Here is a 25587-nt window from a genome sequence, read left to right as displayed (position 1 = left end):
GCATGATCGGCGTCGGCGTGCTCGTCGGCGGCGTGCTGCTGTATTACTTCGGGAACCGAACGGTCAAGGCGGCTACCGATGCCATCGGTGGTGCTGTCACCGGAAACAATGCGCTCACCGAGGGCACGGCATACGAGGGCGTTGGATTCGGTATCGGCACGCTGGGCGCGATATTCAATCGCGCATCCGGCGGCGTGCTGGGTGAACTTGGATCGTGGATCGGCGGGACGGCGGCGGATGCCAAGGAGTGGGCACAGGGTCAGATCTATGACGTGTTCAACAAAGCCACACTAGACCCGAATCAACGCGCATTCGACGCGCGCGGTGGGCTGGTGCGGCCGGAAGATCGCCCGAGTAGTCTTCGATGAACGAGGTGGAACTGATAGGCGCGCTCGTCGCCGGGTTGCAGTCCGGCGGAAATGCGGCGCTCATTGGTCTGACGGTCGTGGTGTGGCGCGCAGGCGCGTCCTTGATACATATCGGCCAGCAGATCGGCGAGCGTCTTGCGCGCCTTGAGAAAGCGCTACAGCGGTACATGCAGCAGGAAAAGTGATCATGCCCATTCGAAGTGTGACGATGATGTTAGCGGCGCAGGCGAACGCAAGCGCCGATGCAGCGCGCGCGATGCCGGTGGTGGCGCGGACCATGGCAGCCATGGCGCCCGGGGCGGCGCCGGCGGGGGGTACCAGGTCGAAATCCCGAAAGGGGATCAAGGCCAAAAAGGCGCGGAAAAAGCAGGCAAAAAAAAGCGCGCCGAAAAAGGCGCGCTAGAACTGGTGGCTCCCTCTCAGGCGTCTAGTTGGTCGGCGGTGTCGGCTGCGTCTGCATAACCTCCTTGCAGATTTCGGCGGCCTTCAAGCGGGCCTCCGGGCCGCCGAATCGGAACGGGCCGAACGTCGCCAGCGTGCGGTCCATGCACGTCTCAAACCGTTCTGTCGCGGCCTCATCCGGCGTGGTGGCGCATCCGGTCAGCATAAGCAAGCCAATCACTAGCAGTTTCCGCACTTTGGCAAACCTCCGTGGCAAGGGGGTGCCGATGGTATCCGGGGAGAACGTCTGAGGGTGTGCGCTGGCGCTCAGGCCCGGCAAAAAAAAGCGCGCCGATAGAAGGCGCGCTTGAGGCTGGCTCCCACAGCGTTTACGTGTCGTCTCTGGCGGCCCGCGCTGCGTCGTTGAGAAGCGCAATCGAGCGGACGAGAAGGTTCTGCGCAGTGCTAACGGGAATTCCCAGCTGTCGGGCCACGTCCTGGAGGTCATGCGATTCGTGCCACAGATCGAGTGCCTTTCGTTCCTCTGACGGAAGATCGTCGCGGGCCTGAAGCATTGCGGCAACCTCAGCGGGCGTGGGCTCCGGGTACTCCAGAAGGTCCATGGCCGTGTTTCTCCCCGCGAACGCGTTATGAGCCATGTATGCCAGTGCATCTCGCTCCGTCTGATTGAGCCCAAGAAGGTGCAACCCGGCGACCTCTAGAGGCACATTCCTGTAGATGTCATCGAGAACCCGCTGCGCGGCGCGGATGGCGTTGCGCTCCGCGTTTGCCGCCGCATAAGGCGATGCTTCGTGAAAGTTCCGTCCGCGAATCGCTGCTTGCACGGCCAGCCCAAGGGGTTTAAAGCGTTTCATCGGTAGCCTCCCTTTCCTTTTTCTTTCCGTGGCGCTGGTGGGTCTACTTCGTATGACCGGTCGTCACATCCGCGCCAGCCCCGCGCAGTGTAGTCGTATTTCTCAATACCGCGCTGCGTGCCTAATCCTCGCGACCCCTATGAAAACCAGGGGTCTGAGGATGACCGCCGCTAGAACCAATTATCGTAATTCGCAAGCCCACGTGATCTTGTGTGAAGTGCTGATTGAGGCCCGCGAGAAAGCGGGGAAGTCGCAAGGGGAAGTGTCAGCCGATCTGCAGAGGCCGAGAACGTTCTGCCATCTGGTCGAGCATCGGCGGCGCATGCTGAACGCGGTAGAGCTGATCCCGTATGCGGCCACCCTACGGACCACATCGGCGGCGATCATGGCAGAGGTGGAGCGGCGAATTGTTCTGAGGCGTTCGCCGCTCCAACGTGCGCGGGCTAAGCGCTAATCGTCGTCGCAGGCGCATTCCTGGGCCGCTGGGCGCGGTTCGACGTATTGGCCGCTGACCCAATCGGCCTGAATCTCTACGCGTCGCAGGCGCTCTATCGTTTGCTCCAGTCCCCGGTTGCACTGCTGCAGCAGCGGTAGGGACAGGATCTCACCGGCGCGGAACGCCCAGCCATCCGGGCCGACGAGCATTCCGTCACGCTTGAGATACCAGTCCTTCCATCCCGCGTGAATGGCTCCGAGGTCGCCGTGCAACATGACTTGGGCAAGCCGCCGGGCGATCGGCGGGATCGGCGTCGCGCCCCTGCGCCAGCGCCGGGCCGTGGTGAGGTCAACGCCCATGGCGTCAGCGATCACATCGGTGGGGAATCCACCGAAGAGTTCATCTGCATCGCGCTCGGCCGTGGTCTGTGCCCGGTAAGGCTTCGGTGGCCGTGGTAGTGGTTTGCGCTCCGGTCGCGTCCAGAACGCAACGTCGTCCGCCCCGGCTTGCCCGGCGGCCAGCTTCCCCTGCTTCATCGGGTGGAGCCTACGTAGGGGGCGGGGAGGCTTGGAACCGTCCTGCACCGAAAATCAGGCTTTGTGCGGTGCGGTGAGTAAGGGTCCGTCGTAAGGAAAAACTTAACGTCGGTTTCGGTGCAATTCTTACAATCGGCCAGGGAAAAGCCCTTAAAACAATGCCTTACAAACGGCAGAATATCGGGGTTCCCCCGAGCGCATAATGTGTATTATGTCATTTTCCGAATGACTCCCAAAGCGGTATCGGCTGACTGGCGGCTGATGAGCCTGGCGTCCTAATTGCCAGCTTGCACTCAGCTAGGCCCAAAACTCCGATAAACGCGCTCACCCAATGTGTTCGCTCCTTAAGATCCATGTCCACTTCGATGCACTGACCCCGAAAAAAGCGCCGAAGCCTTCTCAGCCGCAGACGCCGGCGACGCTGAAGGCGTTGGAGTCGATCATCGCTGGGCTCGATTCGTAGATGCCTTCCACTGCACGCTCATCACGAACACTGATGGTCGCTGGCGGGGATCCGGCGCGCTAACGATACGTCCTGGGCATCGGCTGCGCGCTAGCGCCAGCACCTATAAAGACTGCCCATTCGGGACGGTCAGAGATTCACGCTCCTATCACGGCCGGAATCACGCCTTTCGAACGGGCGGACCTGAGAGTACGCGAGCCATCCCAATCTCAGGAGATCTGATCATGAAGCGCCTGTTCGAATCGCTACGAGTTATGTGCCCCGCATCAGCCGCGGTGTTGTTGTTCGCCGTGCAACCTGCGGCGCACGCCTGGCAACCGTCGTCAGCGCTGCGGTTGGTCGGGACAGAGCGCGTGTCATACGCCGATCTCGACCTGTCCCGAAAAGCCGATGCCGAGATCTTGCTCGCGCGGATTAAGAAGGCGGCCTACCGCGCATGCGGCGGCGACCCGCAGCGGCATCCCGCCTATACGTTTTTGTCTCGCCGTGTTGAGAGGGCGTACAAGGACTGCCGCGAGGATGCGATCGCGCGCGCCATTGATTCGGTCGATGCGCCGGTGTTGTCGCTGGCGCGACTCCAGCATGCGGGGCACTGAGTCGAATGGGCTGGCAGCCACGACCAAGCGGTGTGGCTGCCGCCCACAGCAGACGCAATGCTTAGCGCCCGGGCTCGCGCACGATTATCTGCTATTGGATCTCCCAAGCGCCCTTGGAATCCCGGCAAGCCACACCTGATGTGGTTTTCGGGCTGATACCGCCACCGGCTACGGAAACCTTGTAATCACGGCACTCGCGACCGTCTCTACGACGCGCGAGCCGATCAGGAGTAATGCCGTACTCGACCTGAGAATCAGGATTCCGCCAGAAGACTGTTTCACCCGGCGAGGCAAACTCAAACGCCTGATACGCGCAACCGTCGTCGGCACGATCCATGCGGCGGCCGATGTTGCCACCGATCACAGCGCCGATGACGGCGCCGGCCACTGTCGCAACCTTTCTTCCGTCACCACTACCCACGTTCGAGCCGGCGACTCCACCAACAACGCCGCCGATGACGGCGCCAATGACGTCACGATTGCACGCAATCCGTCGTGATGAGCGCGGCACAACGTCATAGTCGTCCTCGTGATACACATCAACGTCCGGGTAGTAGATAGCCCGCCGCGGCGACACTCCACGGCAATCTCCCTTTTGCTCGATCTTCTCTTCACCAGTGCGGTAGTTCAGCTTGTACTCATATTTGCAGCGGCGATCCTTGTACTCGTACTTGTATTCCTTGCCGTTGTCGTGAACCTCCACCTTTGGCTCGCGTCCATGGCCGCGGCCATGTCCAGATTCATGTTTGTGCGGATCGGCGAACACCGGAGGTGTTGCAAACAGTGCTGATGCGAGCGTTGCAATGGCAAGGACGCGCGCTGGCTTGGATGAAGAGATTTGCATCATCAAATAACTCTCTGTTCGGAGTCGACATTACGAACAAGGCCAGAGATCCAATCGTATGGATTCGGAACCGGCTCGGAGACTTACTGAGCACGACCATGGAATGATGCGGCTCACGACGCTCATTGTAGCTGAGCGGCGCCTCTATATACGGTCTGTCAGCGTTGATCCCTCAGCCCGGAACCTTTCGCTGCACATATCCGTGTAGGTGTTGAATTGTCACACCGGAAATCCCGACACGGTTGTCACTCTCGTTCGACCTCACACCTGCTGTACATCTGTTCGTGCAGTCGTTGTGGTCCCTGCCGAGTGAGCTCAAGAGGAGACGAACATGTCGTTACACAAAGTAGATTCCGCGACTCCTGAAGTCGTCGATCGCGCTACGTTTCAAGCACGAGTGGACGCGTTGCGAACCCGGGAGAAGGCGCACACGAAAGAAGGCGACGCAATCGCGGCTGCGCGCCGCCGGCTGCCGATGGTGAAAGTCGATGGCGCCACGCCGCTGGTGGGTGAACGGGGCCTGGTGACGTTGCTCGATGCGTTCGAGGGGCGCCGGTTGCTCATCGCTTACTACTTCATGTGGTACACCGGCCGTCCTGCGTCGAAGCAATGCGAAGGATGCACGTTCTTCACCGCGCAGGTTCGCGAGCTGTCCACCCTGCACGCGAAAGATGTCACTTACGCAACGTTCTGCCAGGGCCCGTACGAAGAGAGCGTGCGATATCGCAACTTCATGGGTTGGGAGCTGCCCTGGTACTCGCCCCCCGAGGCATCGCTCCAGACTCTGTTGGCTGGACGTCCGATGCGCACGATGTATCTCATCTGCTATCTGCGCCGAGGGTCAGAGGTCTTCGAGACGTACTGGACCACGCGCCGCGGTGTTGAAGCCATGGACAACAATTATCGGCTGCTCGACTTGACCGTTTACGGACGACAGCAGGAGTGGGAGGACTCGCCTTCGGGCTGGCCACAAGCGCCGGAAGGAATGAGCACGGATGGACGCCCCACCCCACAGTGGCCCCGTCTGAAGGCCGGGTACTCAGATAACCTGTTCTGATGAAGTATCGAATGGCTCGACGCGCGCACCATCGCAAACCGCGCAGGTGCGCCTGGAACCTTTCCTCACAATCATTCGTGCTCGTGTCAGATGAGCTCGAGCACGCACGAATGCGTCAGCGATCGGCGACACAGATCGAGACTGAATCCGCAGGAACTTCGTCGGGACCCGCTCCATTCTTGAAGCACCCTCTTCCACGCCGGGAAGCGCGATGCTCTCTCACCCTGACATCCTGGTCGTCAATGACCGCCCGCTGGATTCGCAGATCACGATGGTCGCATTGGAGCTGGTCGCGCCGCGCGCACGAGTCTTGTTGCTTCAATCAGGCGCCGAAGCGGTGGAATATCTGTTCGCGACCGGCGAGTATCGGGGTCGAGCACCGGGAAGCCCGAGGCTTACGTTGCTAACGTTGGGGATGAACAACGTGAGCGGCCTGTGTGTGCTCGATCTGATGCGAGCTCATCCTTCCACGTGCAGGATCCCAGTCGTGCTGTTTGGCCTCGAGGCCGATATCCGCAAGTACCGTCGCCACGATCGCTTCGACGCCGACGCGTATCTCACCGAGCCTTGCGACTTTCAACGCTATTGCGCAGTCCTGAGAGGCTGCGTGGGGCATTGGCTGCCGTGGGCTTTACCTCCCGCGAAAGAAGCTCCCATCGTTAGCAATCACGATCGTTGGACGCGACGCCTCTTCCCTGCCGTTCTGCAGGCCGCCGACTGATCGCCCGATCGATCTGTGGAACAAAGCAGCCAGCGACACGTCGCAGGCGGAGCAAAAGTCGCTTTTCGTAGTCCCAGTCCCGGGGATCGCGACATGATGGACGGTGCATGGGATGGAACGAACACGGGAGGCAGGGGCTGGTCATCGTGGCCGTGCTTACCCTGCATGGCTTGTTTCTGCTGGCGCTGCTGATGCGCGATTACGGGCGGGTGATCACGCGAGCGTCGGTGCATCGAAACCCCACGCTGTTCTTCATCGAGGAAGTACCCCGACTTGCTGTCACAGAACCGCAACCCTCGCTCGCACTTCAGCCAGCGGTGGTGCAACCTCCGACCGCCATCGCGCCAATAGATGCGGGTGAGTCTGCGAATACACCCGCGGTCACGCCCTCAACCGAAACGCCCGCGATCGACTGGCGCACCCAGGCGACACAAGCGGCTTCAGATGCTGTGAACAAGGCGATCCGGCAGGAAGCCCGCAAGTGCGATCCGTCTGAGAAACCCGACTCGTTCCTGCCGCCGTGCACGCGTCGAGAGCACAAGTTCGAGTGGAATCCGGAAGAGCCGCGGGTGGGCTTCAGCGGCGGCCTGCCCTACATCCGACTGGGTGAGCGTTGCGCCATCGGTCTGGGATTTTTCGGCTGCGGCTTCGGCGCCAAGCCTCCAGCCAATGGCGACCTGTTCGAGCACATGGACGATCCGGAACGCGACCGCAGCTCGGTGCCGGCACTTGATGATCGGCACTCGCAGCGACAACATGTACCCTCCTTGCCCGAGCCAGACAGCGCTCGTTGAATGACGACGCTTCAGCCATCGACAGCGCGGGGGATCCATGGCCACCACCGTTGGCGCCGACACTCTGCCGGGAGCCGCCAGTCACCCGGCCGGTCTGCTCGATAAACGCAGAACCATCGCGACACCCGGATTCAATCGGTGGCTCGTGCCGCCGGCGGCCCTGGCGATTCATTTATCGATCGGCATGGCCTACGGCTTCAGCGTGTTCTGGCTGCCGCTAGCGCGAGCGGTGGGCATCGATCAGCCGGCGACCTGCGAGAACGTCGGGTTTGTCGCGCTCATCACCTCCACGCGCTGCGACTGGCCGGTCTCGATGCTCGGCTGGACCTACACGCTGTTCTTCGTCCTGCTCGGTTCGTCCGCGGCATTGTTCGGGCATTGGCTGGAACGCGCCGGTCCACGACAGGCCGGCGTGGTCGCGGCCCTGTGCTGGAGCGGCGGATTGTTCGTGGCCGCGCTCGGCGTCTACACCCATCAAATATGGCTGATCTGGCTGGGCTCCGGCGTGATCGGCGGCATCGGCCTGGGATTGGGCTATATCTCTCCGGTCTCGACCCTCATCAAATGGTTTCCGGATCGCCGTGGCATGGCGACGGGCCTTGCCATCATGGGATTCGGCGGCGGCGCCATGATCGGCGCGCCGCTTGCGGATCGGCTGATGAACGTGTTTGCAGGGCCGACCACCGTCGGCGTGTGGCAAACATTCGTGGTGCTGGGAATCATCTATTTCATCGCCATGATGCTCGGCGCGTTCGGCTATCGCCTGCCGCCGCCCGGATGGCGCCCATCCGGCCACGTGCCGGCCGCCGCGAACAATCATCGTCTGATGACATCCCGTCACGTGCACGTCAACGAGGCCGTACGCACGCCGCAGTTCTGGCTGCTGTGGGGACTGTTGTGCCTGAACGTGAGCGCGGGCATCGGCGTGATCGGCATGGCTTCGCCCATGCTCCAGGAAGTCTTCGGCGGAAAACTGATCGGCGCTCCAGAGCGGCTTGCCGATCTGGCGGCGGATCAACGGGCCCAGGTGGCCACGATCGCCGCGGCGTTCGCCGGCCTGTTGTCACTGTTCAACATCGCCGGCCGCATTTTGTGGGCGTCGTTCTCTGACGTGATCGGCCGCAAGTTCACATACATGATCTTCTTCCTGCTCGGCATCGCGCTGTACATCAGCGCGCCGCTCGCGGGAGAAGCGGGGCGGGTTGCGATCTTCGTCACCCTCTTCTGCATCATTCTCACCATGTATGGCGGCGGCTTTGCAACCATTCCGGCATATCTAGCCGATCTGTTCGGGACGCAACACGTGGGCGCGATCCATGGTCGCTTGCTCACCGCGTGGTCGGTGGCGGGCATCGTGGGACCAGTCGTGGTGAACTACATCCGCGAATTCCAGCTGGCGCGCGGTGTGCCTGCAGATCAGGCATATAACATCACCATGTACGTGCTCGCCGCCATGCTGCTCGGCGGATTGATCTGCAATCTGCTGGTGCGACCGGTGAAGGAACATCACTTCATGACCGATGCGCAACTCGCGGCCGAGCGAGCCCAGGCCCACGAGCAAACCCCCACGCACCAACCCACCCCGGCGCAGCCGCACAGCGCCATTCCCGGTGGCGCGGCGATGGCAACGAGTCATCCCGTGTTGCTCGTCATCGCCTGGACGGCGGTGGCGATTCCTCTCGGCTGGGGCGTGTGGATCACGTTGAGCAAGTCGCTCGCACTGTTCCAATAAAAGTTACGAACGAGCCCTCGCGTGTAGGTCCTACAATGTCTCTCCTGAGTGACATGGAGTGACATAGCGGTTTACTGACGTTGCGGTCGAGGACGCATCGTAGTATGTATGCCGCGCCCGAACGGGCACGAGCAAACATTCGATTCCATCCACTGGCCTGGAGGATCTTCATGGCAGCGCCCGCTCAACGTTTGCTGTTGCTCGAGCTGAACGAGCTGTGCCCGAGTCTCATCGATCGATTCATGGCCGAAGGCGCCCTGCCCAACTTCAAACGTCTACGCCAACGCTCCCGCGCTTACATCACGCACACCAACGAATCGGTGCTCGAGCCGTGGATCCAGTGGGTCACGGTGCACACCGGCGTGCCACTGGATCAGCACGGCATTCTCGATCTCGACGAAGCAGGCAAGCTGCAGCACGAGGCGTTCTGGGACCGCATGTCATCGGACAACGTACTGCTGATGTGCCCCATGAATGTGCGGTTCAATCGCACTGACGGCTCCATTTTCATGCCGGATCCCTGGGCTGCCTCACAAACGCCTTCCTCCGAGATCGAGCCGTTCTATCGATTCGTCCGCAGCGCGGTGAACACACATGCCCGCTCATCGGGGTTTGATAGAAAAGTCGCGCTGGACGCGTTGCGTTATCTCGTGGGACACGGGATGAGCGCCGGCACCTGCATCGCGCTGGCGCGGCAACTGATCTCCGAACGCATCGGCAGCCACGATGTGAAATGGCGCCGCGCCAGCCTGCTGGACAAACTGTGTTGGGATGTCTTTGCACACTTCTGGCGCAGCGAGCGTCGGCCGCGCATCGGCGTGTTCTTTTCCAACGCCACGGCTCACTATCAACACAAATATTGGCGACACCACGATCCGGACGCGTTTTCACTGCGACCGGATGCGACCGAGCTGCGCAATTACAGCAAGGCGATCCGTTACGGCTATCAAGGACTGGACGAGTTGATCGGCAAGGCGCTCGCCATCGCCGGCTCCGACACCGCCATCGTGCTATGCACGGCGCTGAGCCAGCAGCCCATGCTCGACTACGAGGAACGCGGTGGCAAAGCCATGTTCCTGCCGAAAGACTTCAAGCGGCTGCTGGACGCGATCGGCGCGCCGGCCAACGCGCGCGTCGAACAGATCATGGCCGAGGAAGCGCGCCTTCATTACAACGATCCGGCGGATGCGGAGCTCGCGCAGGCGGTGCTCAGAGAGGTGAGGACCAGCGAAGGTCACACGCTGTTCAAGCTCCGCGGCTTCGATGGCCGGGCGTTCATCATCGGCTGTGGCGTGTTCTCCGGCGAAGTCAGGCCGCATACGCGCTTCACGTCCGTGAACGGCCTGACTGCGAACTTCCACGATCATTTTCTGCTCATGCCGACCACCACCAGCGCCAAACATCATCCCGACGGCGTGTTGTGGGTGGCGCTGCCTTCAGGCGTGGCGAATGCGGAAGTCGAGCATATCGCGCTCACCCAGGTGCGCACGCAGTTCGACGAGATCCTGGCTTTGCACAGCGCCTGACCCAAGCGCCCTTATGACTTCGATGTTTCCGATCAGCGCAGCTGACTGTCCTTACTGCCGCGCCGGTTGTAGCCGGTGAAGGCTGCGTTGTCTTTGTCTTCGGCTTCCTGGCAGGGAACGCACAGGCGCACGCCGGGCAGCGCCCTGCGCCGGGCTTCAGGAATCCCGGCGCCACAATGCGCGCAATGAGTCAGCCCGGGGCCAGCGGACAGCTGGCTCTTGGCGCGTTCCACCGCGTCTTTGACGGTCGCATCGATCTGATCCTGCACGGCGCCGTCGCCGGCCCAACCCGTCGCCATGGTCACCTCGTTGGCTGGCCCACCACTTCCGATGCACTGATATGAGGGCATAGTCTAAACCGCTCAAGCGGTCCGGTTGCGCATCGTGCTGAGCTGCTGGCGAGCACTACCTAAGCAATGCGACCACATTTGCCGGCAATATCAATCGCATCGCCAAAAAACCGTCGCCGGGCCGTTGCCTTTCGAAGTCGCTGGAGTATATTCCGGCTCTAGTCGCTTGAGCGGACGGGAGAAATGCCGGCGCGGCGACCCACGTATTTCTCAGCTATCGCTCGCCGTTGTTGTTGCACGAACGATCGACGTGATCCTTGGCGCCATCAGCGGCTAACCCATTGCGGAGTCAGTTGAATGAGCAGCGCCTGGGAGCATTTTTTCGCGGCGACACTGGTGCTCGCCTCCGCCGGGCCGATCAAGCATCGCCTGGCCGAGGCCTTCCGGGAGCACCTGGCGGATCTGGAAGAAGACGAGCTGCCGCGGGAGATCCGCGACGAATTCAATTCCCTGTCCAGCAGTATGTGTTGTGTCCGCCCCATGAAGGGCGAGACGGCCATTCAGGCCACGGTGCGCAAGATGTCCGATTCGGAAGCTGGGGGCTGCGCGGTGCGCATCGTCGGCATGCTTGGGGTGCTGGCGCGCCTGCAGGCGGCCCAGCGTGCACCGAAATTGCGCGCGGTCGGCGAGGACTAGCCCGGCGCGACCGCACGGACGCGCCTCAGTCGAGCTTGAAGTCGATCACGTCCCAGCGGGCCGTGTCCTCGTGACGGGCCTGACGCCGGATGGCGTCCGCGATGGAGCGCTCGTTCCATTCGATGATCTCATCGCCGAGCGCCTCCAGCTGCACCGGCACCTTCTCCTTGACCCCGAACTTCTCCAGCACGATCACCGGCTTCTCCAGCCCCTTGGCGCAATTGAGCTGAAAATCGATCAGCTCCCGATGCCGCACGTACAGGGCGGCCGGCACGATCACCACCTCGGCCAGGTTGATCTGCTTGCGCAATTCTTCCTTCATGGCTTCGCGCGAACTGGTGGCGAACTCCGGGTTGCTACAGTTGCGGTAGTAGAAGTTGTGCGAACTCTCCAGGTACTCGAACACCCGGTGATAATCGTCCGAGGGCTCGAACGCATGGCTGACGAACAGCCGCACCGGATCGTGTTGAGAAATGCTGCCCACTCTTGCTGGCTCCCGCCGCGTTGGAGGGGCCATTCTAATCCATAATGCTGCTGTAGAATGCGGCCCCTGCCTTTCGATCATGACGCCCCCATGTCCATGATCTAAGCTGACGAGTTGAGTGCCCGCGAACAAGATGCGCTTCGTCCTGTACAACATCCGGTACGCCACCGGTTTCGGCCCGGCCTTCCACCTGCCGGTGCCAGGCGCGGGCTACCTCCGGAGCAACTCCAAGGTCCTGAACGGCATCACTCAGTGGCTCAAATCGCTCGATCCCGACCTGGTCGGGCTGATCGAGATCGACACCGGCTCGATCCGCTCGGGACTGGTCAACCAGGCCAAGCAGATCGCCGACTCGCTCGGCCACTACTCCACCTACCAGTGCAAATACGGGACGGCCTCGATCAACCAGCTGATGCCCATCGTGCGCAAACAGGGCAACGCGTTCCTCGCCGCCCCGCGCGTCGAGGGCGAGCGCTTCCACTATTTCGAGACCGGCATCAAGCGGCTGATCATCGAGCTGGAGCTAGAGGAGTGCGCCATCTTTCTGGTGCACCTGTCGCTGAAGTTCCGCCATCGCCACGACCAGCTGCGACACCTGCACGAACTGGTGAAGCGGGCCAGCAAGCCGGTGATCGTGGCCGGCGACTTCAACACCTTTTGGGGCGATCATGAGATCTATCTGTTCATGGAAGCTTCGGGCCTGAAGAGCGCCAATCGGCTCGGCCTGCCCTCCTACCCGAGCCACCGGCCCCGCAAGGAGCTGGATTTCGTGCTGTACTCCAACGGCATCGAGGTCACTCAATTCGATGTGCCGGACGTGCGGTTCTCCGACCACCGGCCGCTGATCTGCGATTTCAACATCCGACCGCGAACCTGAAGAACAATATGGATACTCCTTCTGTCGCCGATCACGGCGCCCTGCACTGGCGTTTGCAGACCGAAGCCGATGGCGTCGCCTGGCTGATCATCGACAAAGCCAACGCGGCGGTGAACAGCCTGTCGCGCGAGGTGATGGAGGAGCTCGACGCCATCCTCACCACGCTCACGCGCACGCCGCCCAAGGCGCTGATCGTGACCTCGGCCAAGAACGGATTCATCGCTGGCGCCGACATCAAGGGCTTCGTCGGGCTCGCCTCGCCGGACCAGGCGTATCAGATGATTCGCCAGGGCCAGCACGTGATCGACAAGCTCGCCGCGCTCCGCTGCGTCACCGTCGCGGCCATCAACGGCTTCGCGCTCGGCGGTGGATTGGAAGTCGCGCTCGCCTGCCGCTACCGCGTCGCCGCCGACGATCCGTCGGTGACGCTCGGCTTTCCCGAAGTCCAGCTCGGCGTACATCCGGGGCTGGGCGGAACCGTGCGCGCCGTGCAGCTTGCCGGCCCCATCGCCGCGATGGATCTGATGCTCACGGGCCGCAACGTACGACCCAAGCAGGCACTGCAGATGAACCTGGTCGACAGGCTCGCGCCTGCCGCCGAGTTGCATGCGGTGGCACGACAGGTGGCGTTGAATCCGCCGGCTTTGAAGACACCGTCGCTGAAGGATCGCCTGCTCAACCTGGGCCTCGTCCGGCCGATTCTCGCAGGCCAGATGCGCTCACAGGTCGCGCGTCGCGTGCGCCCGGATCACTACCCCGCTCCATACAAACTGATCGAGCTGTGGCAGGAATACGGCGCCTCCGGCGAGCGCGCGTATGAAGCCGAGGCACGCTCGATGGCGCACCTGCTGTGCACGCCGACCTCGCGCAATCTGGTGCGTGTGTTCTTTTTGCAGGAGCGGCTCAAATCCACCGGCAAAGGCGCCGGCGAGCCGATCAAACATGTGCACGTCATCGGCGCAGGGGTGATGGGCGGAGACATTGCGAGTTGGTGTGCGGCCCGCGGCCTGAGCGTGACATTGCAGGATCGCGAAGAAAAATTCGTCGCGCCCGCGCTGGAGCGGGCTCGCAAGTTCTTCGAGAAACGTTATCCGGATCAAGCCAAGCGCGATGAAGTGCTCGGCCGTCTGAAAGCGGACGTTGCAGGCGAAGGCGTCCCGCGCGCGGATCTGGTGATCGAAGCCATCTTTGAAAACCTCGAGGCCAAGCGCGAGCTGTACGCCCGCATCGAGCCGCAACTGAAACCGAATGCGGTGCTCGCCACCAACACCTCCAGCATCGTGCTGGAACAATTGGCCGAGAAACTCGCGCAACCCGAGCGGCTGGTCGGCTTGCACTTCTTCAATCCCGTTGCGCGCATGCCGTTGGTCGAAGTGATTCAGGCGCAGAACACCGATCCCAAACAGGTGCAGGCGGGCTTGGGCTTCGCGCGACAGATCGACAAGCTGGCGATTCCGTGCCGGAGCGCGCCGGGGTTCCTCGTGAACCGGGTGCTGATGCCCTACCTGAGCGAGGCCGTGCGCGCCGCGCAGGAAGGCATTCCGCTGGCGCTGATCGATCGCGCGGCAGAGGAGTTCGGCATGCCGATGGGGCCGATCGAGCTGGCCGATGTGGTCGGTCTCGATGTGGTCATGAGTGTAGGAAAAGTTTTCTTCGCAACCGGAACCGACGTGCCGCCAGTGCTGGCCACGCCCTTCTCACAGAAAAAATTTGGCAAGAAGACCGGTGAAGGTTTCTACGTCTGGCAGAACGACAAGCCGGTGAAGCCGCCGTACACGGGCCAGAGCGCGCCGGATGATCTGCAGGATCGGCTGCTGCTGCCGCTCATCAACGAAGCCGTGGCCGTGCTGCGGCAACGCATCGTAGAAGATCCGGATCTGATCGATGCCGGCGTGATCTTTGGCGCAGGTTTCGCGCCGTTCCGCGGCGGCCCTCTGCAATACGCCCGCGATCGCGGCATCGACGCCGTCATCGCACGCTTACAAGAGTTACAAAGCGTCCATGGTGACCGCTTTGCTCCGGACGAAGGTTGGGAATTATTGCGCTGATCGCCCCTGGTAGCGCCGCCGTGACGCCAGATCGGCTGTGCTACCATTCCTGGCAGCTCCGAACGTTGTCGGCGCAACTGGTACCCCTCGACACTGGAGACACATGGAGAGCAAGCCGCTCGACATTGGCCTGCTTCGGTCATTTTCCCCCCTCGACGGATTAAAGTCCGAGAATCTGCAGTCGTTGGCGCGCAAGACGGTACTGCGCGAGCTGCCCGGGGGGCGCTATTTATTCAAGGAAGGCGATAGCGACAAACGTACGTATTATCTGGTGAGCGGCGCCCTGGAGCTGCTGCACGAAGATCGCTCTGTCACCATTGTGCGGGGCGGCTCTCCTGAAGCCCGCAATCCCATCGCCCCTTTCACCCCCCGCCGCTACAGCGCCCGCGCCGTCTCCGATCGTGTCGAGTTCATGGCCATGGACAGCGACATGCTGGACATGATGCTCACCTGGGATCAGACCGGCTCGTACGAAGTGAGCGAGCTGAGCTCGAGCGGCGATCAGCCAGCCGCCGACAACGACGACTGGATGACCACGTTGCTGCAGACCAAGGCGTTCCATCGCATTCCGCCGGCCAACATCCAGGCCATCTTCATGCGCATGCAGCGCCTCGACGCCAAGGCCGGCGACATCATCATCAAACAAGGCGACGACGGCGATTATTTCTATGTGATCGTCAAGGGCAAATGCCTGGTGACGCGCGAGACGCCGTTGAACAAAGCCGGCATCAAGCTCGCCGAGCTCGGCATGGGCGACACCTTCGGCGAAGAAGCGCTGATCGCGGACGCCAAGCGCAACGCCACCATCACCATGCTCACCGACGGCGCGCTGATGCGCCTTGCGAAAGACGATTTCCGCAAACTGCTCAACGAGCCGATGCTGCAGTGGGTGACGTTCGAGCAGGCACAGAAGATCATCGTCCAGGGCGGCAAATGGCTGGACGTGCGGCTGCCGAGCGAGTTCGACAACTACCACATGCAAGGCGCGATCAATCTGCCGCTGTATTTCATTCGGCTGAAGTTGAAATCGCTGGATCCGAGCTTGCACTACGTGGTGGTCTGCGACACGGGACGTCGCAGCTCCGCCGCGGCTTACATTCTCGCCGAGCGGGATTTGAATGCGTCTGTATTGAAGGGCGGCCTCAGCGCCGCGGATATCAAACGTTAGCGCTGCGAATGTGAAACGTCAGGGCCGCGCCGATCTTCGACTACATCGTGTGCGTCGGTTTATCGCCGCCTAGCGCGCCGGCCAGATAGCTTTCGATCTTGCGCTGGGTGTTGCCACGATCCTGTTCGCTGAACTGCACGCCGATACCGGCGGTGCGTTTGCCCTGCGCGCCCTTGGGCGTCATCCAGATCACGCGGCCGGCGACCGGCAGCTTCTCGTCCTCGCCCATCAGGTTCAGCAGCATGAACACTTCGTCGCCGAGCCGATAGTTGCTGTTGGTCGGAATGAACAGGCCGCCGTTCTTCACGAACGGCATGTACGCCAGGTACAAGGCGCTCTTGTCCTTGATTGTCAGCGTCAGCAAGCCGGGCTTGCTGCTGGGTTGACGCATTACCATGCGATGTTCCGACGACTCTTTGCGGAGGACTTGGGGTTTTTCATCCGGCGCGTGCCACGGGCGCCCCGCCCCGGTAGGACGGAGCGAGCGCTTCCAGTAACGCGATCAGCCAGGATTCTACGGCCAGCTCGCGCTGGAGCGCCGTGCGAGCCAGTTGCGCCTTCAGGGCCCGCGTGCGATCCACCATGCTGTACAGCGCGCTTATGTTCAACGGCCGCGACGGGCTTGGCAAGTGCGCAGGTCCCCCTGGGAACGTGACCCGTTCGTCAGTTCCGGCAATCGCTGCCCGGGCGAGCGAGCTCAGCCACAGATCGAGCCACACCAGCCGATCGATGAGCGCGTCTTTTTCCCACTCGGCGGCGACTTGCGTCACATCCGCCTCCCCGCTCAGCAAATCCCGTAGGGATTTCAGCATGTGTTGATTCAACGCCTCGAACTGGCCGTCGGCGTACGCCAGCGCTCGCAGCGGCGCCCCGCCACTGAAAGTCAGCAGCGCGGGCGACACGGTTTTGCCTGACAGCTGCTGGAGCCATGCCATCGCTTCGGATTCCGAGGGCCGCGCGATGGTCAACTTCTGGCACCGGCTGCGCACGGTGGGCAGCAAGCTCGACGGGCGCGAAGTGAGCAGCACCAACAAGCTGCCGGGCGTCGGCTCTTCCAGCGTCTTGAGCACGCTGTTGGCGGCGCCCGGCGTCATCTGATGCGCCGGCTCGATGATCGCGACTTTGTAGCCTTGGCGGAAACTGGTCTTGGACAGCTTCTCGCATGCCGCTCGCACCTGATCGACGGACAGCTGCGTCTTGTCTTCTTCGGGCGCCACCCATAGCAGGTCGGGATGCGAGCCGGCTTTGATGAGCGCGCAACTCGCGCACGAGCCACACACATCGAGCGACTCGGGCGTCGATCGCTCGCACAGCACGGCTGCGGCCAGCCAGGCAGCAAACGAGCTCTTCCCTAAACCTTCCGCGCCCTGCACGAGAATGGCGTGCGGCAAACGATTCGCCGACCACGCCTGGCGCAGTTGTGAGATCGCCGCCGAGTGCCACGGCAGCAAGCGCGGACTTGGCAACGGCTGCGGTGCGGGTTGTTCGTCTTTCTTTGCCATGGATCAACTTGCTGACGAGTTGAGCAGGCGCTCACCGAGCGCGTGCTGAATGGCGGCCGTCACTGCATCCATACTCTGCGTGGCATCGATCACGATGAAACGCTCAGGCTCCTGGCGTGCACGCGCCAAATAGGCCGCACGCACACGCTCGAAGAAATCGCGACGCTCTTGCTCGAAACGATCGCTCGTTCCCGCCGCCGCGTTGCGCGCATTTGCTCGCGCGGCGCTCACTTCTAGCGGCGCATCGAGCAATAAAGTGATATCGGGTCGCAACGTCCCCTGCACCATGGTTTCAAGCGTCGAGATGTTATCGATCGGCAGATTGCGACCGCCGCCTTGATACGCGTAAGTGGCATCCGTGAATCGATCGCAGATCACCCAAGCGCCGCGCGCAAGCGCGGGCCGAATCACATTCTCGATGTGAGTGGCGCGCGCGGCGAACATCAGCAGCAACTCACAAGTGCTCGGCATGGCCTCATCGCTGTGCTCCAACAGCAGCTCACGAATGCGCTCGGCGCGGCGCGTGCCGCCAGGCTCGCGAGTCACGATGACTTCGTGGCCCTGGCCGGCGACGAAATCACGCAGGCGACCGATCTGCGTGGACTTACCCACGCCCTCGCCGCCTTCGATGGTGATGAACTTGCCTCGTGTCATGTGGAGATCATTTGCGCAGCGTCTTCAGATAACGTTTCACCGCTGCATTGTGCTCCGACAGCGTACGCGAGAAATAGTGGCTGCCGTCTCCCTTGCCAGTGGCCACGAAAAACAGTGCGCCGGTGGTCTCGGGCTGCACAGCCGCGCGTAACGATTCCAGCCCCGGCAAGGCAATGGGCGTGGGCGGCAGGCCCGCGCGCGTGTATGTGTTGTACGGGGTATCGCGCAGCAAGTCTTTGCGACGGATGTTGCCGTCGTACGTGGCCATCATGCCATAGATGACGGTGGGATCGGTCTGCAAGCGCATCCCTCGACGCAGGCGCTCGATGAACACCCCGGCGATCTGCGCCCGCTCGGAATCGAGCGCAGTTTCCTTCTCCACGATGGAGGCGAGAATCAAGGCTTCGTAGGGCCCGGACAACGGTAGATCCTTGGCGCGCGACTCCCAGGCCGTCGTGAGCTCCTGCTGCATGCGTCGGAACGCCATGCCGAGCAGTTCGATGTCCGTGGTATTGCGTGGAAATCGATAGGTGTCCGGAAAGAATTGCCCCTCCGGATGCACATCCGGCTGCCCCAGCGCCCGCATCACCTCTTCAGGCGTGCGAGCGCCGTATTCGTTGCGAACCGAGGGCGATTGCGCCAGCGCCTTGCGGATATCCGCGAAGGTCGAGCCTTCGATGAAAGTTATGCTGTGCAGGAGCACCTGGCCCGAGTTGAGCCGCTCGAGCAAATCGCTGGGCGTGAGCCCGGGCGTGAGCTGATACTCGCCCGCCTTGAGCGAGTGCGCCCGCTTGGTGATGCGGGCCCAGGCGGTCCAGATCTGCGGCTGGTCGAGCAGGTTCTGATCGTTGAGACTGCTCGCGACGGTGCGCAACGACGCGCCCTTGGGCACTTCGAACACGGTCGGCTCGGTGAGCGTCGCAATCGGCGTCTGCAGCCAGCGATGCCCCCACCAGGCGAGCGCGCCCAAAGCGATCGCTCCCAATACGATCAACACACCGAACAGACGCAGCAGCGTTCGCATTCCCGGGCAGATCCTTTACGTGTCGCTCAGCGACAGAGCATTCGCGAGGCGTGTCGCCACGCGGGTCTCGCTCCATTGCAACGAATCGAGCGAGGCGACCGATCGGATGCCACGCACGGCGTTGGTGATGAACACTTCGCTTGCAGTCTCGAGGTCATGCGGCCACAGCGGCTCTTCACTCACCGTGAGTCGCAGCGTGGCGGCGGCTTTCAAGACCTGGGCGCGCATCACGCCACGCACTCCGCAGAAGCGCAGATCGGGCGTGATCAACGCGCCATCACGCACGGCGAACAGATTGGCGGAAGTCGCGCAGACCACTTCGCCTTCCGTGTCCAGCATCACGCCTTCGTCGGCCTCGCCTTCGCGCCACTCGCTCTGGGCCAGCACCTGCTCGAGACGATTCAGATGCTTGATACCTGCCAGACGCGGGTTGCGACCGAGACGGATATCACACCATCGCAAACGCAGCGGTGTTTTGGGCGCGGGATTGAACGGATGAAGCCCCACCACGCGCGTGCTCTGCATCGAACCGCTCGGTCGATAGCCGCGACCGCCGGCACCGCGCGTCACGGTGATCTTGAGCACGCCACGCTCGGCGCCGGCCGTGACCTTCGCGACTTCCGTCCTCAACGTCTGCTCTTCAGGCGGCGCGATGCCAAGGCGCTCACAGCCGCTGAACAAACGATTCAGATGATCGTCGAAATATCGCACGCGGCCGCCGACCAGCAGCGCCGTTTCGAACAGTCCGTCGCCGTATTGCAGGCCGCGATCATCGGCACGGACGAGCGGCGAGCTCTCGCCATTGACGAGCATTGCGACGCTCATGAGCTTGTACCGGCGTCAGTGCCCGTGACATCACCCAGGGCGCGCAATACGCCGCGAGCCTTCGCGCGCGTCTCCGCTAATTCCCGCTCGGGCACGGAGTCGGCGACAATGCCCGCCCCGGCTCGCAACGTCAGTTGATCTCCAGCGATCTCGAGCGAGCGGATCAGGATGTTCAAATCCATGCTGCCGTCACGATTGAGATATCCGAACGAGCCCGTGTATGCGCCGCGCGCCACGCCTTCGAGCTCGGCGATGATTTCCATGCAGCGGACCTTCGGACAGCCCGTGATCGTGCCGCCGGGAAAGACTGCGGCCAGCACGTCGCCCGGCGTCGCATCGGCGCGCAGCTGTCCGCTCACGTTGGAGACGATGTGATGGACGTGCGCGTACGACTCAATAGTCATGAACTCGTCGACCTTCACGGTGCCCGCTTCGCAGATTCGTCCGAGGTCATTGCGCTCCAGATCGATGAGCATCACATGCTCGGCCCGTTCCTTCGGATGAGCGTGCAGCTCGCGCGCAAGATCGTCATCTGCCGCGGCAGTCTGGCCTCGCGGCCGCGTCCCTGCAATGGGTCGCGTCGACACCCGGCCGTCGCGCACGGACACCAGGCGCTCGGGCGAGGAGCTGACCACCGTGATGCCATCCAGCCGCACCATGCCGCTGAAGGGAGCGGGATTGGTCTCGCGCAATCGTTGGTACAGGTGTTGGGGAGCAATCCCTGCCGACAATCGCGCCTGCCAGGCTCGCGATAGATTCGCCTGGTAGATATCGCCCGCGGCGATGTACGTCAACGCGCGCTCGACGCTTGTCAGAAATCTCGCAGGCTCCTCTTCCTTGACGCCGCCCATCACGAGCGGCACGCCTGGCGCAGTCAGTGCCGGCGCATGTGCGATGTCACTTGCCATCCGAGGCAGCAGCAATTCGAAGCCCGCCTCGGCCATCGCCCATGACTTGCCGCTGTTACGCTCGTGGATGATGGCGGCGGGAATGCGAATGGCTGAAGCGATCGGCCCCGCGGCGGGCCCTGGCAGCTTCAAGCGAGGCTCGACCTGCCCGGCCAGCTCGTAACCCAGATAGAGCAGCCAGCCGCCGCTGAAGGGCAGCTCATAGTCCGCAATGGGCGAGCGGCGCTCGCTGCGCCACCAGCGGTCCAGGCCAGAAAGGAAACGTTCGTCCGATGCGACGGCGTGACCACTCAGCCTGCCATCACGAAGCAGCGACAGTCGGGCCTGCGGGTACGCGAACAGAATGTCGAAGCGCGTCGCCGACGCACCGGCCGCGGCGCTTTCGAACAGGGCGGGATAGCGATCCGGAAACGCGGCGTGCAACGCCAGAAGCGCCGACGAATCGGCGCTCAAGGGTTGCAGTAACGGCGTTCGATCGATCGATAAAGACGTGGGCGACTCCTGGCCGCGCACTTGCAAGTCAGTCGAGCTTCTTGAAAATCAGGCTGCCATTGGTGCCGCCGAAGCCGAACGAATTCGACAACGCCACCTTGATCGGCATCTGGCGTGCGACGTTCGGCACGTAATCGAGATCGCAGCCCTCGCCGGGATTGTCGAGGTTGATGGTCGGCGGGGCCACCTGATCGCGGATTGCGAGGATCGAGAAGATGGCCTCGACCGCACCGGCCGCGCCGAGCAGATGACCCGTCATCGACTTGGTGGAGCTGACGGCCAGCTTGCTCGCGTGCTCGCCGAAGGCGCGCTTCAACGCGAACGTCTCCGCAAGATCGCCCAATTCAGTGGAGGTGGCGTGCGCGTTGATGTACTGCACGTCGCTCGGATTCAACTGCGCATCGTTCAGCGCATTGGCCATCGCCAGGCGCGCGCCCTCGCCGTCTTCCGGCGGCGCCGTCATGTGATGCGCATCGCCGCTCATGCCGAAGCCGACCAGCTCTGCATAGATGCGAGCGCCGCGCTTCTTGGCATGCTCGTACTCTTCGAGCACGACGGAGCCTGCGCCGTCGGACAGCACGAAGCCGTCGCGATCTTTGTCCCACGGGCGGCTGGCCGCCTGCGGATCGTCATTGCGAGTCGACAACGCACGCGCCTGGCAGAAGCTGCCGAGGCCGAGCGGCGTGGTTGCCATTTCACCGGCGCCGGCGATCATCACATCGGCGTCGCCGTATTGAATCAAACGCATGGCAAGACCGATCGAGTGCGTTGAGGTCGTGCACGCGGTGACCGTCGCGATGTTCGGTCCCTTGAGTTTGAAATCGATGGAAACGTGGCCGGAGATCATGTTGATGATGCTGCCGGGCACGAAGAATGGAGAGATGCGCTTGGGGCTCTTGGTCTCCATCCACTTGGTGTGATTCTCCTCGATGGTGTCGAGGCCGCCGATGCCCGCACCCATCGCCACGCCGATGCGCTGCTCGTTCTCCGGTGTGACTTGCAGGCCGGCGTCCTTGATGGCGTCGGCCGCCGCGGCGTAGCCATAGTGCATGAACGGATCCATGTTCCGCAGCCGTTTCGCCGGCAGATATTTCTCAGCATCGAACTCCGCCACCGCGCCGTGGAAGCGCACGGGAAATGCGCTCGCATCGAAACGGGTGATCGGCACGATGCCGCTCTTGCCTTCGAGCACGTTGCGCCACGCCGAATCGATTGTTGAGCCGACGGGAGAAACGATGCCCAGACCAGTGATGACGACGCGTCGCTTGGACAAGCGGTTACCTCACAAGCGTGACTTCGAACGGTAGACGGGACATTGGGGGCGGATTGGCGAGGGGCAATTGGCGGAAGACCGTGGATGTGCGGCCTTCCTTATGCTTCAGCGGTGGCGCTCACGTCTATATCGGGAAGCGCCGGCAGCTCGCGTGGCCTCAGGCCTGGTTGCGGCGCTCGGTGATGTAATCGATCGCCTGCTGCACGGTGGTGATCTTCTCCGCGTCCTCGTCCGGGATCTCGGTCTCGAACTCCTCTTCCAGCGCCATCACCAGCTCGACCGTATCGAGCGAGTCGGCGCCCAGGTCGTCGACGAAGGAAGCGTCGTTGGTGACTTCTTCCTCTTTCACCCCCAGTTGTTCGGCGACGATGGCTTTGACCTGCTGTTCAATACTGCTCATTTGATTACGAGTCCTCTATGAGGTGCTTAAACCCTTCGCTCGAGACCGACCCTTTTTGTTCATGGGTGGGGTCGCACGGGGGGCGTATTCTAAGTTAAAGGCCCGGTGGGGCCAACATTTGCGAAACTTTGACTGACAATTGCGACTGACCTGGCACGGTCAGACCATGTACATGCCACCGTTGACGTGCAGCGTTTCGCCGGTGATATAGCCGGCCTGTGGCGACGCAAGAAACGCCACAGCATGGGCAATATCCTCGACAGAACCCAGTCGTCCCAACGCAACGTGAGCGCTCAGCGCTTGTTGCTGTTCGGCGGGCAGCTTGGCGGTCATGTCAGTGGCGATGAAGCCGGGCGCCACCACGTTTACGGTGATGCCGCGCGAACCGACTTCGCGTGCCAGAGATTTGGAGAAACCGATGATGCCGGCCTTGGCGGCGGCATAGTTGGTCTGCCCGGCGTTGCCCATCACACCGACCACCGAGGCGATGTTGATGATGCGGCCCCGGCGCGCTTTCATCATGCCGCGCAAGACCGCTTTGGAGAGCCGAAACACCGAAGCCAGGTTGGTGTTCATGATGTCGTCCCACTCCTCCTGCTTCATTCGTAGCAGCAGGTTGTCGCGGGTGATTCCGGCGTTGTTCACCAGGATGGTGAGCGCGCCTTCGTTCGCTTCGATGTCCTTTAACGCGGCTTCCGTCGAGGCTGCGTCGGCCACGTTCAGCACCACGCCGCGGCCTTTGAAGTTGCCGGCGGCGAGCCATTCGGTAATGCCTTGAGCACCCGCTTCCGTGGTCGCCGTGCCGATCACTGTTGCGCCGTTGCGCGCCAGCTGTTCAGCGATTGCTCGCCCGATGCCGCGCGAAGCGCCAGTGACCAGCGCGAGTTCCTGAGCCAACACCGACTCACTCATGACTGACTCCGACAGGCGGCAAGCGCCTGTTGCAACGACTCGGGATCCTCGATGGCCAGCATCCCGATGTCCTTGTTCTTGTCGATGCGACGATTCAGGCCCGTCAGCACTTTACCGGGACCGCACTCCACCAGCGTCCTGGCGCCGCCGGCGAGCATGGCGCGCACTGTTTCAGTCCAGCGCACCGGCTTCACCAACTGCTGCACCAGGGCCTGACGGATGCTGTCCGGACCTTGATGGGTCTTCACATCGACGGTGTAGATATCGCGCACTTCGGGCTGCGCGAAGCTGATGCTTTGTAACTTCTCCGCAAGTCGATCGGCCGCAGGCTGCATCAACGCAGTATGCGAAGGTACGCTCACTGGCAGCTTGATGGCGCGCTTGGCGCCCTTGGCCTTCAACAGCTCGATGGCGCGATCGACGGCGTCCGCGCTGCCTGCGATCACCACCTGGCCGGGAGAATTGAAGTTGGCGGCCTGCACGATCTCGCCAGCGGGCCCTGCCTGGGTGGCTTCGGAGCACGCAGCTTCCACTTCGGCATCTTCGACGCCGAGGATGGCGGCCATCGCGCCTCGGCCGGCTGGGACAGCCGCCTGCATGGCCTGACCGCGAAACTGTACGAGCGCGACCGCGGTCTTGAAATCCAATGCGCCGGAGCACACCAGCGCGGAGTACTCACCGAGGCTGTGCCCCGCCATCGCCGACGGCAACGGACCGCCATGCTTGCGCCAGACGCGCCAGGTGGCGACGCCGGCCGTCAACATCGCCGGCTGCGTGCGCTCGGTGGCGCCCAATTGATCTTCCGGGCCCTGCTGGCACAGCTGCCACAGGTCGTAGCCCAGCACGGACGACGCTTCGGCGAAGGTCTCCTGAACCAGCGGCTCGGCGCTGGCCAAGGCCGCCAGCATGCCCACCGACTGGGATCCCTGCCCGGGGAATACAAAAGCAAAACTCAAATGCGCTCCTGATTGACCTTCAGACCGTTGACGGTCCCGATACCTGCATGCCCAAGTTCATGCGGCGCGCGATTATATCCATCCGCCTCGGGACGGCTAGCTCCTTGACTTATCGGCAACTTGCGTGTGGGCAACGACCCACAGCAGCGCCGCGGCCACCGCGCCGCCCAACGCGCCATAGAGGTGCGCATCTACAACGACCGGCAGATCGCCCGACAGGGGCAGCGCGCCCTGCCACTGCTCCCAGGCCAGTTTGCCCACGAAAATGGCGCTCAACACCAGCGCCAGCCGCGTCGATTCGTGGCGCCACCAGGCCACCGCGCCGGCCGCCAACGCACCATGCAGAACGCCCGACAAGCCCACGTACCAGTGCAGTTGTGGCTCCCAGGAGACAAAAGCCACATCGATGGCGACCATGCTGAACAGCGCGATCAGCAGCCAGGCGCGCCAGGAGTAATCGCCGCTGAACAGCGCCGCGATCAGCCCCAGCCCCGCGGCGTTCAGCACCATGTGCATTGGCGTGCCGTGCACGAGGTGCCCGGTGATCAACCGCCAGTATTCTCCCTGCAGCACGGCGTCGCGCTGGTAGCGCAGAGCGAGTTGCCCGCCTTCGCCAGTCAGCGACAACAGAACCAGCGTGAGCCAGGCGAGTCCAAGCAGCCACGACCCTGGTCGGCGATCCGGCATCCATTGACGAAAGCGGCGCGAACTCGCGGGTGCGGGCCGGGACAAGCCGTCACTCATTGGTA

Annotated in this window: 30 protein-coding genes; 14 read left to right on the top strand and 16 right to left on the bottom strand. The window is 62.6% G+C overall.

Going from position 1 to position 25587, the window contains the following annotated elements:
• The first annotated feature begins 2 nt into the window (after positions 1-2).
• The 3 genes from JM946_RS12610 to JM946_RS12600 are packed head-to-tail and all read left to right on the top strand — an operon-like array spanning position 3 to position 771.
• Positions 3-368 carry a hypothetical protein gene (locus JM946_RS12610; protein WP_203167635.1) on the top strand — a complete coding sequence of 122 codons (366 nt, stop codon included), beginning with the start codon at positions 3-5 and terminating at the stop codon, positions 366-368.
• On the top strand, positions 365-553 hold the full coding sequence (locus JM946_RS12605; protein ID WP_203167634.1) for a hypothetical protein: 189 nt from the start codon (positions 365-367) through the stop codon (positions 551-553). Before JM946_RS12610 ends, JM946_RS12605 begins: the two co-directional genes overlap by 4 nt.
• A gap of 2 nt (positions 554-555) precedes the next feature.
• Positions 556-771: a hypothetical protein gene (locus tag JM946_RS12600; RefSeq protein WP_203167633.1), complete on the top strand. Its 216-nt coding sequence runs from the start codon at positions 556-558 to the stop codon at positions 769-771.
• 367 nt (positions 772-1138) lie between these two features.
• On the opposite strand, the gene JM946_RS12595 is transcribed toward JM946_RS12600, so the two are convergent.
• Complete coding sequence (locus tag JM946_RS12595) at positions 1139-1624, bottom strand: sigma-70 family RNA polymerase sigma factor (RefSeq protein WP_203167632.1); 486 nt, start codon at positions 1622-1624, stop codon at positions 1139-1141.
• 160 nt (positions 1625-1784) lie between these two features.
• Here JM946_RS12595 and JM946_RS29990 point away from each other — a divergent pair, with 160 nt between their 5' ends.
• Complete coding sequence (locus JM946_RS29990) at positions 1785-2078, top strand: hypothetical protein (protein ID WP_218042779.1); 294 nt, start codon at positions 1785-1787, stop codon at positions 2076-2078.
• On the opposite strand, the gene JM946_RS12590 is transcribed toward JM946_RS29990, so the two are convergent.
• A complete protein-coding gene (locus JM946_RS12590) occupies positions 2075-2596 on the bottom strand; it encodes a DUF3653 domain-containing protein (RefSeq protein ID WP_203167631.1) in 522 nt (173 codons plus the stop codon). The genes JM946_RS29990 and JM946_RS12590 overlap by 4 nt on opposite strands.
• 687 nt (positions 2597-3283) lie before the next feature.
• Between JM946_RS12590 and JM946_RS12585 the strand changes: the two genes are divergently transcribed.
• Positions 3284-3655 carry a UrcA family protein gene (locus JM946_RS12585; protein WP_203167630.1) on the top strand — a complete coding sequence of 124 codons (372 nt, stop codon included), beginning with the start codon at positions 3284-3286 and terminating at the stop codon, positions 3653-3655.
• A 91-nt stretch (positions 3656-3746) separates the two neighbouring features.
• Here the strand turns inward: JM946_RS12585 and JM946_RS12580 are convergent, their stop codons facing one another.
• A complete protein-coding gene (locus JM946_RS12580) occupies positions 3747-4502 on the bottom strand; it encodes a glycine zipper 2TM domain-containing protein (protein WP_203167629.1) in 756 nt (251 codons plus the stop codon).
• 328 nt (positions 4503-4830) lie between these two features.
• Between JM946_RS12580 and JM946_RS12575 the strand changes: the two genes are divergently transcribed.
• From JM946_RS12575 to JM946_RS12555, 5 genes are all read left to right on the top strand, one after another.
• A complete protein-coding gene (locus JM946_RS12575; protein ID WP_203167628.1) occupies positions 4831-5556 on the top strand; it encodes a DUF899 family protein in 726 nt (241 codons plus the stop codon).
• 211 nt (positions 5557-5767) lie between these two features.
• Positions 5768-6277, top strand: a complete 510-nt coding sequence (locus JM946_RS12570; RefSeq protein WP_203167627.1) for a response regulator — start codon at positions 5768-5770, stop codon at positions 6275-6277.
• Between the two features lie 146 nt (positions 6278-6423).
• Positions 6424-7071, top strand: coding sequence for a hypothetical protein (locus JM946_RS12565; protein WP_218042775.1), 648 nt, complete (start codon positions 6424-6426; stop codon positions 7069-7071).
• A gap of 37 nt (positions 7072-7108) precedes the next feature.
• Positions 7109-8803: an OFA family MFS transporter gene (locus JM946_RS12560; protein ID WP_203167625.1), complete on the top strand. Its 1695-nt coding sequence runs from the start codon at positions 7109-7111 to the stop codon at positions 8801-8803.
• Positions 8804-8973: 170 nt separating this feature from the next.
• On the top strand, positions 8974-10329 hold the full coding sequence (locus JM946_RS12555) for an alkaline phosphatase family protein (protein WP_203167624.1): 1356 nt from the start codon (positions 8974-8976) through the stop codon (positions 10327-10329).
• 32 nt (positions 10330-10361) lie between these two features.
• On the opposite strand, the gene JM946_RS12550 is transcribed toward JM946_RS12555, so the two are convergent.
• Positions 10362-10628: a DksA/TraR family C4-type zinc finger protein gene (locus JM946_RS12550; protein ID WP_203167623.1), complete on the bottom strand. Its 267-nt coding sequence runs from the start codon at positions 10626-10628 to the stop codon at positions 10362-10364.
• Between the two features lie 348 nt (positions 10629-10976).
• Here JM946_RS12550 and JM946_RS12545 point away from each other — a divergent pair, with 348 nt between their 5' ends.
• Complete coding sequence (locus JM946_RS12545) at positions 10977-11315, top strand: hypothetical protein (RefSeq protein ID WP_203167622.1); 339 nt, start codon at positions 10977-10979, stop codon at positions 11313-11315.
• A gap of 25 nt (positions 11316-11340) precedes the next feature.
• On the opposite strand, the gene JM946_RS12540 is transcribed toward JM946_RS12545, so the two are convergent.
• A complete protein-coding gene (locus JM946_RS12540) occupies positions 11341-11799 on the bottom strand; it encodes a TIR domain-containing protein (RefSeq protein WP_203167621.1) in 459 nt (152 codons plus the stop codon).
• A gap of 118 nt (positions 11800-11917) precedes the next feature.
• Here JM946_RS12540 and JM946_RS12535 point away from each other — a divergent pair, with 118 nt between their 5' ends.
• The 3 genes from JM946_RS12535 (at position 11918) to JM946_RS12525 (ending at position 15892) form a co-directional block, all read left to right on the top strand.
• Positions 11918-12676: an endonuclease/exonuclease/phosphatase family protein gene (locus tag JM946_RS12535; protein ID WP_203167620.1), complete on the top strand. Its 759-nt coding sequence runs from the start codon at positions 11918-11920 to the stop codon at positions 12674-12676.
• A gap of 8 nt (positions 12677-12684) precedes the next feature.
• On the top strand, positions 12685-14724 hold the full coding sequence (locus JM946_RS12530) for a 3-hydroxyacyl-CoA dehydrogenase NAD-binding domain-containing protein (RefSeq protein ID WP_203167619.1): 2040 nt from the start codon (positions 12685-12687) through the stop codon (positions 14722-14724).
• A gap of 103 nt (positions 14725-14827) precedes the next feature.
• Positions 14828-15892, top strand: a complete 1065-nt coding sequence (locus tag JM946_RS12525; RefSeq protein ID WP_203167618.1) for a cyclic nucleotide-binding domain-containing protein — start codon at positions 14828-14830, stop codon at positions 15890-15892.
• A 40-nt stretch (positions 15893-15932) separates the two neighbouring features.
• On the opposite strand, the gene JM946_RS12520 is transcribed toward JM946_RS12525, so the two are convergent.
• The 11 genes from JM946_RS12520 to rrtA all read right to left on the bottom strand — a co-directional run bounded on the left by JM946_RS12520 (position 15933) and on the right by rrtA (position 25582).
• On the bottom strand, positions 15933-16283 hold the full coding sequence (locus tag JM946_RS12520; RefSeq protein WP_129648570.1) for a PilZ domain-containing protein: 351 nt from the start codon (positions 16281-16283) through the stop codon (positions 15933-15935).
• 46 nt (positions 16284-16329) lie between these two features.
• Complete coding sequence (gene holB / locus JM946_RS12515) at positions 16330-17394, bottom strand: DNA polymerase III subunit delta' (protein ID WP_203167617.1); 1065 nt, start codon at positions 17392-17394, stop codon at positions 16330-16332.
• A 3-nt stretch (positions 17395-17397) separates the two neighbouring features.
• Complete coding sequence (tmk, locus tag JM946_RS12510; RefSeq protein WP_203167616.1) at positions 17398-18048, bottom strand: dTMP kinase; 651 nt, start codon at positions 18046-18048, stop codon at positions 17398-17400.
• 7 nt (positions 18049-18055) lie between these two features.
• A complete protein-coding gene (gene mltG / locus JM946_RS12505) occupies positions 18056-19072 on the bottom strand; it encodes an endolytic transglycosylase MltG (RefSeq protein ID WP_203167615.1) in 1017 nt (338 codons plus the stop codon).
• Positions 19073-19087: 15 nt separating this feature from the next.
• Entirely contained in the window at positions 19088-19897 is an 810-nt protein-coding gene (pabC, locus tag JM946_RS12500; protein ID WP_203167614.1) for an aminodeoxychorismate lyase, read from the bottom strand.
• On the bottom strand, positions 19894-21258 hold the full coding sequence (locus tag JM946_RS12495) for an aminodeoxychorismate synthase component I (RefSeq protein ID WP_230979601.1): 1365 nt from the start codon (positions 21256-21258) through the stop codon (positions 19894-19896). Before JM946_RS12495 ends, pabC begins: the two co-directional genes overlap by 4 nt.
• A 67-nt stretch (positions 21259-21325) precedes the next feature.
• Positions 21326-22570: a beta-ketoacyl-ACP synthase II gene (gene fabF / locus JM946_RS12490; protein ID WP_203167613.1), complete on the bottom strand. Its 1245-nt coding sequence runs from the start codon at positions 22568-22570 to the stop codon at positions 21326-21328.
• A 157-nt stretch (positions 22571-22727) separates the two neighbouring features.
• Complete coding sequence (gene acpP / locus JM946_RS12485) at positions 22728-22970, bottom strand: acyl carrier protein (protein WP_066920125.1); 243 nt, start codon at positions 22968-22970, stop codon at positions 22728-22730.
• A gap of 159 nt (positions 22971-23129) precedes the next feature.
• On the bottom strand, positions 23130-23882 hold the full coding sequence (gene fabG / locus JM946_RS12480; protein WP_203167612.1) for a 3-oxoacyl-ACP reductase FabG: 753 nt from the start codon (positions 23880-23882) through the stop codon (positions 23130-23132).
• Positions 23879-24838: an ACP S-malonyltransferase gene (gene fabD / locus JM946_RS12475; protein WP_203167611.1), complete on the bottom strand. Its 960-nt coding sequence runs from the start codon at positions 24836-24838 to the stop codon at positions 23879-23881. Before fabD ends, fabG begins: the two co-directional genes overlap by 4 nt.
• A 96-nt stretch (positions 24839-24934) precedes the next feature.
• Entirely contained in the window at positions 24935-25582 is a 648-nt protein-coding gene (gene rrtA, locus JM946_RS12470; protein WP_203167610.1) for a rhombosortase, read from the bottom strand.
• Positions 25583-25587: the final 5 nt, after the last annotated feature.

This window comes from Steroidobacter gossypii (assembly GCF_016801985.1).
GTDB classification, from domain to species: domain Bacteria; phylum Pseudomonadota; class Gammaproteobacteria; order Steroidobacterales; family Steroidobacteraceae; genus Steroidobacter; species Steroidobacter gossypii.
This window is presented reverse-complemented; position numbering and strand designations above follow the sequence as displayed.

Coding starts and splice junctions, on each gene's coding strand:
- JM946_RS12545 (WP_203167622.1), top strand. CDS start 10,977: ATGAGCAGCGCCTGGGAGCATTTTTTCGCGGCGACACTGGTGCTCGCC.
- JM946_RS29990 (WP_218042779.1), top strand. CDS start 1,785: ATGACCGCCGCTAGAACCAATTATCGTAATTCGCAAGCCCACGTGATC.
- JM946_RS12605 (WP_203167634.1), top strand. CDS start 365: ATGAACGAGGTGGAACTGATAGGCGCGCTCGTCGCCGGGTTGCAGTCC.
- JM946_RS12580 (WP_203167629.1), bottom strand. CDS start 4,502: ATGATGCAAATCTCTTCATCCAAGCCAGCGCGCGTCCTTGCCATTGCA.
- JM946_RS12520 (WP_129648570.1), bottom strand. CDS start 16,283: ATGCGTCAACCCAGCAGCAAGCCCGGCTTGCTGACGCTGACAATCAAG.
- JM946_RS12590 (WP_203167631.1), bottom strand. CDS start 2,596: ATGAAGCAGGGGAAGCTGGCCGCCGGGCAAGCCGGGGCGGACGACGTT.
- rrtA (WP_203167610.1), bottom strand. CDS start 25,582: ATGAGTGACGGCTTGTCCCGGCCCGCACCCGCGAGTTCGCGCCGCTTT.
- JM946_RS12595 (WP_203167632.1), bottom strand. CDS start 1,624: ATGAAACGCTTTAAACCCCTTGGGCTGGCCGTGCAAGCAGCGATTCGC.
- JM946_RS12585 (WP_203167630.1), top strand. CDS start 3,284: ATGAAGCGCCTGTTCGAATCGCTACGAGTTATGTGCCCCGCATCAGCC.
- JM946_RS12550 (WP_203167623.1), bottom strand. CDS start 10,628: ATGGCGACGGGTTGGGCCGGCGACGGCGCCGTGCAGGATCAGATCGAT.
- tmk (WP_203167616.1), bottom strand. CDS start 18,048: ATGACACGAGGCAAGTTCATCACCATCGAAGGCGGCGAGGGCGTGGGT.
- holB (WP_203167617.1), bottom strand. CDS start 17,394: ATGGCAAAGAAAGACGAACAACCCGCACCGCAGCCGTTGCCAAGTCCG.
- JM946_RS12560 (WP_203167625.1), top strand. CDS start 7,109: ATGGCCACCACCGTTGGCGCCGACACTCTGCCGGGAGCCGCCAGTCAC.
- JM946_RS12600 (WP_203167633.1), top strand. CDS start 556: ATGCCCATTCGAAGTGTGACGATGATGTTAGCGGCGCAGGCGAACGCA.
- JM946_RS12555 (WP_203167624.1), top strand. CDS start 8,974: ATGGCAGCGCCCGCTCAACGTTTGCTGTTGCTCGAGCTGAACGAGCTG.
- JM946_RS12570 (WP_203167627.1), top strand. CDS start 5,768: ATGCTCTCTCACCCTGACATCCTGGTCGTCAATGACCGCCCGCTGGAT.
- acpP (WP_066920125.1), bottom strand. CDS start 22,970: ATGAGCAGTATTGAACAGCAGGTCAAAGCCATCGTCGCCGAACAACTG.
- JM946_RS12575 (WP_203167628.1), top strand. CDS start 4,831: ATGTCGTTACACAAAGTAGATTCCGCGACTCCTGAAGTCGTCGATCGC.
- pabC (WP_203167614.1), bottom strand. CDS start 19,897: ATGAGCGTCGCAATGCTCGTCAATGGCGAGAGCTCGCCGCTCGTCCGT.
- fabG (WP_203167612.1), bottom strand. CDS start 23,882: ATGAGTGAGTCGGTGTTGGCTCAGGAACTCGCGCTGGTCACTGGCGCT.
- JM946_RS12610 (WP_203167635.1), top strand. CDS start 3: ATGATCGGCGTCGGCGTGCTCGTCGGCGGCGTGCTGCTGTATTACTTC.
- mltG (WP_203167615.1), bottom strand. CDS start 19,072: ATGCGAACGCTGCTGCGTCTGTTCGGTGTGTTGATCGTATTGGGAGCG.
- JM946_RS12530 (WP_203167619.1), top strand. CDS start 12,685: ATGGATACTCCTTCTGTCGCCGATCACGGCGCCCTGCACTGGCGTTTG.
- JM946_RS12525 (WP_203167618.1), top strand. CDS start 14,828: ATGGAGAGCAAGCCGCTCGACATTGGCCTGCTTCGGTCATTTTCCCCC.